Below are 5,074 nucleotides of genomic sequence, written 5' to 3' on the forward strand. Positions count from 1 at the left end.
GCACCGCGCAGGGCCGCCTGTCGGAGCTGTTTGGTGAGCGGACACTCAGGCTGGATGAGCTGATGCGCAGGCTCGACCTCTACGGCCATGCTTCCCGATCCGTCGATGCGCAGGATGCCGAGACGCTGGCGATGCTTCAGGCCTATGCGGACGGGGTGAACGCCTGGCTTGGGCAGGTCGCCGATCAGGCGCTTGGCCGGGGCGCGCCGGAGCTGTTGCTCTTCTCGCCCGAGATTGCACCCTGGCGACCCGCTGACTCCATTGCTGTCGTCAACATGATGGCGCTGCAACTGGCGGGCCATCACGAAACCGAGGTGCTGCGCGCGCGCACCTCGCTGATGCTGAACGATCACGCGAGGCTGACCGATATCCTGCCGGATCCGCCCGGCGCGCCGGTGGCGGAACTGCCGGAATATGCGGCGCTTTTCCCGGACATGCCGCGCTATGTGGCCAGCAATACCGCTCCGCGCGATCCGCTGTTCCCGAATATGGGGCCGGGCCTGGCAGGCGCGTCGAATGCCTGGGCCGCCGCGCCCTCGCGTTCCGCCACCGGGGCGGCGCTGCTGGCCAATGACCCGCATCTTGGCCTCACCGCGCCGACAATCTGGTATCTCGCGCGGCTGGAACTGACGACGGGCGGAGTGATCGGAGGCACCGTGCCCGGAATGCCCATCGTGCTGGCGGGGCGCGGCGAGGAGATCGGCTGGGGCCTGACCTCCTCCTACATGGATGACATCGACCTCTTCATCGAAGAACTAAACCCCGACAACCGCGAGGAGTATCGCACGCCCGACGGGTGGGCAGAATTCGAAACCCGCCGTACGATCATCGAGGTGGCCGACAGCACGCCGGTCACCATCACCCTGCGCTGGACCGAGAATGGCCCGGTCATCCCCGGCCACCACTGGAATTTCGACACGATCACCCCGCCCGGTCATGTGCTGTCGATGGCCTGGACCGCGTTCACGGATGAAAACACCTCGCTGCGCACCGGGCTGGAACTGATGCGCGCGCGGACCATCGAAGAGGCGCAGGCCGCGGGGCAGTATTTCGTGGCCCCCTCGCAGAACCTGACCATCGCCACCCGCGACCGGATCGCCATGCAGGTTATTGGCCATATGCCCTGGCGGCTGGTCGAAAGCGAAACGCAGGGCCGCATCCCGTCGCGCGGATGGGTGGCGGAGGAACGCTGGCAGGGCGTCACGCAGTATTTCGCCAACCCGCATTTCGAAGACCCCGAGGGCGGCATTCTGGGCAACACGAACAACCGGATGGTGGACCGCGAATATCCGCTCCATGTCAGCCATTCCTGGGGCGACACGCAACGCATCCGCAGGTGGGAACACCTGATGCAGTCGCGGCAGGTCCACACCCGCGACAGTTTCATCGAGGCACAGCTCGACACGGTGTCCCAGACCGCGCGCACCCTGTTGCCGCTGGTCGGACGAGAGCTGTGGTTCACCGGACAGGCCGCCCCCGCAGGCACGCCCGAGGCGCGGCGCGGCGAAGCGCTCGACCTGCTTGCTGCCTGGAACGGCGAGATGAACGAACACCTGCCGGAACCGCTGATCTACGCCGCCTGGATGCGCGCCTTGCAACAGCGGCTGGTGCAGGACGAACTGGGGCTTCTGGCGCCCGAGTTTCAACGGCTGGAGCCGATTTTCATCGAGCGCGTCTATCGCGATATCGACGGGGCGTCCGACTGGTGTGACGTGCAGCCCTCCACCATCGAGGAAACCTGCACCGATATCGCCCGCATGGCGCTCGACGACGCGCTGCAATATCTGACCGAGGAATATGGCGGCAATATCTCGTCCTGGAGATGGGGCGACGCCCATGAGGCGGTGCATGAACATCAGGTGCTTGGGAACACGTCCTTGTTCGGGTGGGCGGTGAATATCCGCCAGTCCACCTCCGGCGGCGACAATACGCTGAACCGGGGCCGCACCAGGGCGGAACTGCCCACTCCCTTCCGCAATGTTCATGCGGCAGGCTATCGCGGCGTCTATGATTTCGCCGATCCGGACAGTTCCGTCTTCATCACCGCGACAGGTCAGTCGGGCCATCCGCTCAGCCGGTATTACGACAATCTGGGCGAGCTGTGGCGGCGCGGCGAGTACATCCCCATGTCGCTCGACCCTGAACTTGCGGCCGCTGGCAATATCGGCATCACAACGCTTAGCCCACGATAAGAAAGCCGCCCCGAAGGGCGGCTTCCTGCTGTTTCGCGGGGAATGTCAGCGCGCAGGCACGTAGCGTTCAATCGCCACCCGTATCGCACCGTTCTGCCGGTGATACTGCATCACCGCCAGCATATAGGTGCCTGGCGCAACACGCGCCGCGATCTGGGAATCGAGCGAGTTGTTGGCGTCGTCATTGAAGGCCAGCTCGCGGCCAACCCCATCGAAAAGCGCAATCATCGGATCTGACATGCCGATGCCCACGGCGTCGATCAGAACCAGTCCGCCCTCAGGCACGTTGAAGCTGAGCCAGCGGGCATCGGCCCCGACAGTGCCGTCATTGATCAGCATCGTGGTCAGGTCGCCAAGCTGCACCACCGGGAAGGCGCTGCCATCGGGCGGCGGGCTGGCCTCACCATTGGCATAGAGATCCTGCATCATGTTGGCCTCGGAATAGACCTGAACAGACACCTCGACTGGCAGATCGGGATTGTTCAGCGCCCGCATCCCGATGCAATAGCTGCCTGCGGGCAGCGGCTCGGGGAAATCCACGCGGGCGTTGAGACTGTTGTAATCATCATTCTCATCCAGCAGCAGGCCCTGCGCGTCGTAGATATAGATATAGGGATCGGCGCTCTGGTTCTCGGCGCGGATCGACACGGGCGTGGGTGTGGACAGCGTGAACCGGTAATAGGGCGCACCGTTCACCGAGTTGGTGGCCCGCGCCTCCTGCCCCGCGACCTGGTCGATCGGACCATTGCCAAGCGGTGTGGCGGGGGTGCCAGCAGTGCAGGCCTGGATGTTGGACCCGCCTGACCCCATGGTCAGGGCTGCGTGATCGACCAGTCCAACGCGGATATCGGCCTGGATCGGCCCGCCGCCATAGCTGCGCGTGGCGAGGCAATAGGTGCCGGGCGCAAGCGTCAGCTCCCCGCGCGAGGCCCAGTTGCCGCCGCTGTCATCATCGGTCAGCACCATGGTGCCGGACTGGTCATACAGCTCGATCACCGGATCGCCGCCAAACTGGCCCTGTGCTTCGACCCGCACCGGAACGGGCTGCGACACCGTGAAATTCGACACATGGTAGCTGCCGGGAGGAACGGCCCCCACCAGGTTGAACGGGGCCGTGGCTGTGGCGATATCGGACGTGCTGGCGCTGCCGCCCACCCAGTCACCGGCGGGCACATTGGCCCCGCAGGCGGCCTCCTGCGCGGTGGCGGGCAAGGCCATCAGGGTTAGCAGCGCGCCTGCAAGGGCGGTACTTGTGCGATAGGTCATTGAAATTCCTCCTCAAACCGGTTCCGGGTCAGGACCCCTTGTCGCTCAGCTTATCCCAGAGCAGCCCTCATGCCAGCCCCGATTTCGCGCGGCTTGCAGCGGATCGGGATTGGGGACAGAGTGGCGCTTCGAGATAGACAAGGACAAAACCCCGTGCAGCGCCTCAGCCAATCGCCCACCGATCCAGACTTTGTTCAGAATCCCTACCCGTTCTATGCCCGCGCCCGCGCGGCCGGACCGCTGATCTGGTGGGAAGAGTACGACATGCCCTGCGCCACCACGCACGAGGCGGTGAACGCGGTGCTGCGGGATCGGCGGTTCGGGCGTGAGCAGCCCGAGGAGTTTCGCAGGCCCATCCCGGAACACCTGAAACCCTTCTACGCGGTCGAGGCGCATTCCATGCTGGAACTGGAGCCGCCCCGCCATTCGCGCCTGCGGTCTCTGGTTCTGCGCGCCTTCACTTCGCGCCGGATCGCCGGGTTGAGGGACGGGATCGAGAGCCTCTGCCACGAGTTGATCGACGCTTTTCCGGACGGCGAGTTCGATCTGCTCAACGCTTTTGCGCGCCCCCTGCCCGTCACCGTCATCGCCCGGCTTCTGGGCGTGCCCGAGGAGATGGGGGAGAAATTATTGAGCTGGTCCAATGACATGGTGAAGATGTACATGGCCGGGCGGAGCCGCGAGGATGAAGACGCCGCCGTGGCCGCGACGGAAGGCTTCGTGGATTTCATGCGCGGTTATGTGGATCAGCGGCGCAAGGACCCGCGCGATGATCTGATCACCAGCCTGATCGCGGCGGAGGAAGACGGAGAGCGGCTGAGCACCGATGAGCTGATCACCACCTGCATCCTGCTGTTGAACGCAGGCCATGAGGCGACGGTGCATACGCTTGGCAACGGCGTGAAGGCGATGCTGGAACATGGTGTGGTGCCGGAGGGGACTGCCGAGGCGCTGGTGGAAGAGATTATGCGCTATGACCCGCCTCTACATATGTTCACCCGCTATCCATATGAAGAGATTGAATTTTATGGGCACACCTTCCAGCGCGGCGATGAGATCGGGCTGCTGCTTGGGTCGGTCGGACATGATGAACATGTGAATGACACGCCCGAGGATTTCGATCCCTCACGCGCCGCGGCAACGCATCTGGCCTTTGGCGCCGGGCTGCATTTCTGCGTCGGCGCGCCGCTGGCGCGGATGGAGTTGCAGATTGCGTTGCCGATCCTCTTTGAGCGCTGCCCGGAGCTGCGGCTGGCAGGGGTGCCGCGCTATGCGGATATCTATCATTTCCACGGGCTGGAGCGGTTGATGGTGACGCGCTGAAAAGGGCTTCGCCCATGCCTTCGGCCTGGTCGACCCGCGCGCCCTGACGGGCGCGTTTTGGGGCGGTGCCGTGCGTACACCCCCATACACCCCCTGTACCCCCCCGTGCATACGAAAAGCAGTTTCGCCGCCTGCTGGCGTCGACCGGGGAGCGGCCCTCCTCACCCCCCGGCTGTCGCCGGAGGCCTCGTCGGTCCGCGTTGCCACGGAGGCGTGGTGAGGGATGGTGTGCCAGACCGGATGACCGGCCTGGTGGTGACGTCAGGATGCCTCCGGCGGGAGTATTTGGGCAA

At 64.8% G+C, this 5,074-nt stretch carries 3 protein-coding genes; 2 read left to right on the forward strand and 1 reads right to left on the reverse strand.

The features are described from left to right. A partial coding sequence (locus BKY26_RS08160; RefSeq protein WP_071689909.1) for a penicillin acylase family protein occupies positions 1 to 2,192 on the forward strand: 2,192 nt, incomplete at its 5' end. 45 nt (positions 2,193 to 2,237) lie between these two features. On the opposite strand, the gene BKY26_RS08165 is transcribed toward BKY26_RS08160, so the two are convergent. After that, positions 2,238 to 3,458, reverse strand: coding sequence for a DVUA0089 family protein (locus BKY26_RS08165; RefSeq protein ID WP_071689910.1), 1,221 nt, complete (start codon positions 3,456 to 3,458; stop codon positions 2,238 to 2,240). Between the two features lie 153 nt (positions 3,459 to 3,611). Here BKY26_RS08165 and BKY26_RS08170 point away from each other — a divergent pair, with 153 nt between their 5' ends. Further along, positions 3,612 to 4,781 carry a cytochrome P450 gene (locus BKY26_RS08170; protein ID WP_071689911.1) on the forward strand — a complete coding sequence of 390 codons (1,170 nt, stop codon included), beginning with the start codon at positions 3,612 to 3,614 and terminating at the stop codon, positions 4,779 to 4,781. Positions 4,782 to 5,074 lie beyond the last annotated feature (293 nt).

Source organism: Nioella sediminis (assembly GCF_001879695.1).
Lineage (GTDB): Bacteria > Pseudomonadota > Alphaproteobacteria > Rhodobacterales > Rhodobacteraceae > Nioella > Nioella sediminis.

Coding starts and splice junctions, on each gene's coding strand:
- BKY26_RS08165 (WP_071689910.1), bottom strand. CDS start 3,458: ATGACCTATCGCACAAGTACCGCCCTTGCAGGCGCGCTGCTAACCCTG.